This window comes from Phocaeicola sp. (genome assembly GCF_048170425.1).
Classification (GTDB): domain Bacteria; phylum Bacteroidota; class Bacteroidia; order Bacteroidales; family Bacteroidaceae; genus Phocaeicola.
Genome location: NZ_DBEXBB010000284.1, coordinates 1 through 2595, shown reverse-complemented (window position 1 = coordinate 2595; position 2595 = coordinate 1). Strand labels below are relative to the sequence as shown.

General features: G+C 56.3%; 2 protein-coding genes. Both read right to left on the bottom strand.

Annotated features, from left to right (window positions below; all coding sequences use genetic code 11):
• Positions 1-4: 4 nt before the first annotated feature.
• Positions 5-1708 (bottom strand): phosphomethylpyrimidine synthase ThiC, encoded by a 1704-nt coding sequence (thiC, locus tag ACMJ0U_RS11215; protein ID WP_417130001.1) that lies wholly within the window; start codon positions 1706-1708, stop codon positions 5-7.
• Between the two features lie 59 nt (positions 1709-1767).
• A complete protein-coding gene (locus ACMJ0U_RS11210; protein WP_417130000.1) occupies positions 1768-2544 on the bottom strand; it encodes a thiazole synthase in 777 nt (258 codons plus the stop codon).
• Positions 2545-2595 lie beyond the last annotated feature (51 nt).

Below are 2595 nucleotides of genomic sequence, written 5' to 3'. Positions count from 1 at the left end.
ATTTTTAACTTTTACTTTTTAACTCAGATAAGTCGCGGCTGAGTTTCATCGCACAGAAGTTCGGGCCGCACATGGTGCAGTACTCGCCGTCGGTGTGACGTCCCTCATTGAAGTATTCCAGTGCACGGTCGGGGTCGAGACTCAGGTGGAACTGGTCGCGCCAGCGGAACTCATAGCGGGCCTTGCTCAGGGCATTGTCGCGAATCTGTGCGCCCGGATGACCTTTGGCCAGGTCGGCTGCATGGGCAGCAATCTTGTAGGTGATAACGCCTGTACGTACATCTTCGCGGTTGGGCAATCCCAGGTGTTCCTTCGGAGTGACGTAGCACAGCATGGCCGTACCCAGCCAGCCGATTTGTGCGGCACCGATGGCCGACGTGATGTGGTCGTAACCCGGAGCGATGTCGGTCACCAGCGGGCCGAGGGTGTAGAACGGCGCGTTGTGGCAGTGGCTGATCTGACGCTCCATGTTCTCACGGATTTTGTGCAAGGGCACGTGTCCCGGACCTTCGATGAAGGCCTGTACGTTCTTCTCCCAGGCACGGAGCACGAGTTCGCCCATCGTGTCGAGTTCGGCAAACTGCGCTTCGTCGTTGGCATCGGCAATACTGCCCGGACGCAATCCGTCGCCCAGTGATACGGCTACGTCGTACTGAGCCAGGATGTCGCAGATGTCGTCAAAGTGCTCGTAGAGGAAGGATTCCTGGTCGTGGATGAGGCACCACTTGCTCATGATGCTTCCGCCGCGGCTCACGATACCGCACAGACGCTTGTCGGCCAGGTGTACGTTGTGACGGCGGATACCGGCATGGATGGTGAAGTAGTCCACTCCCTGCTCGCACTGCTCGATGAGGGTGTCGCGGTAGATTTCCCAGGTCAGGTCTTCCACCTTGCCGTTCACCTTCTCCAGTGCCTGATAGATGGGTACGGTTCCTACTGGTACCGGACAGTTGCGCACAATCCATTCGCGCGTCTCGTGGATGTTGGCACCCGTCGACAAGTCCATCAGCGTGTCGCCGCCCCATTTGCAGCTCCACACGGCCTTGTCCACTTCCTCGTCAATGCTCGACGTGGTGGCCGAGTTACCGATGTTGGTATTGATTTTCACCAGGAAGTTGCGGCCGATAATCATCGGTTCCGATTCCGGGTGGTTGATGTTGGCAGGCAGTACGGCACGTCCGGCGGCAATCTCGTCGCGCACGAATTCCGGTGTGATATAGGTGTCGATGCCCAGTTCCTTGCAGTTCATGTTCTCACGGATGGCCACGTACTCCATTTCCGGGGTGATGATGCCCTGCTTGGCGTAGTACATCTGCGTACAGCAGTGGCCTTCCTTGGCACGGTAAGGCAGGGCGATATGTTCAAAGCGCAGGTGGTCGAGCGAGTGGTCGTCACGGCGCATCTTGCCGTATTCCGAGGTGATGGACGGCAATTGTTCCACGTCGCCGCGTGAGGTAATCCAGCTCTCACGCATGCGCGGCAGTCCCTTCTTCAGGTCGATTTCAATGTTCGGGTCGCTGAACGGGCCGCTGGTGTCGTACACGTACACCGGCGCATTAGGCGTCATTACCTTCTTGCCGTCTACTACGGTCACCGTGGGGGTGAGGTTCACTTTCTGCATGCCTACCTTTACAAAAGGGAAAAGGGTGCCCTGCATGTAGGCTTTCTCCGCATGGGCGTATGCTTTTGGGTCTTTTTCTTTTTCCATATAAATCGGGGTTTGTTTGCGGGTAGAGACCAGGCTCTACCGGTTGATAAAATCAGGATTTACTCATTCAAGAAAGCGGTAAGGGGAGAGGAAGCGGATGCCACCAGGTTGTCGGCCTGAATACCCAGTCCGGCTTCGTAGGCACGGCGTCCGGCGATGACAGCTTCCTTGAAGGCTACGGCCATTTCCACCGGGTTCCCGGCTACGGCGATGGCGGTATTTACCAGGCAGGCAGCGGCACCCATTTCCATGGCTTCAGCGGCATGGCTCGGTGCGCCGATACCGGCATCCACTACCACCGGCACGTTGCTCTGCTCGATGATGATGCGCAGGAAGTCGCGTGTCTGCAATCCCTTGTTCGTACCGATGGGGGCAGCCAGCGGCATTACGGTAGCCGCTCCGGCTTCTTCCAGACGCTTGCACAGGGTCGGGTCGGCCTGGCAGTAAGGCAATACCACGAATCCCAGTTTTACCAGCTCTTCCGTAGCTTTCAGAGTCTCGGTAGAATCCGGCAACAGGTAGCGCGGGTCGGGATGGATTTCCAGTTTCAGCCAGTTGGTGCCGAAAGCTTCGCGGGCCATCTGTGCGGCGAACACGGCTTCTTCTGCGGTGCGCACACCCGAGGTGTTTGGGAGCAACTGGATATGGGGGTGGATGATGTGTTTCAGCATGTCGTCTTCCTTGTTCTCAAGTTCGATACGTTTCATGGCTACGGTCACCATTTCTGTGCCGGAAGCCAGGATGGCTTCTTCCATGACTTGGTTGGAGTTGAATTTTCCTGTTCCCAGGAAGAGGCGGGATTCGAATTCTTTTCCCGCAATGATTAGTTTTTCCATTATGTGATTATGTTTTACTTTTTAACTGTTCACTTTTAATTGTTTAGGCTT

Coding starts and splice junctions, on each gene's coding strand:
- thiC (WP_417130001.1), bottom strand. CDS start 1,708: ATGGAAAAAGAAAAAGACCCAAAAGCATACGCCCATGCGGAGAAAGCC.
- ACMJ0U_RS11210 (WP_417130000.1), bottom strand. CDS start 2,544: ATGGAAAAACTAATCATTGCGGGAAAAGAATTCGAATCCCGCCTCTTC.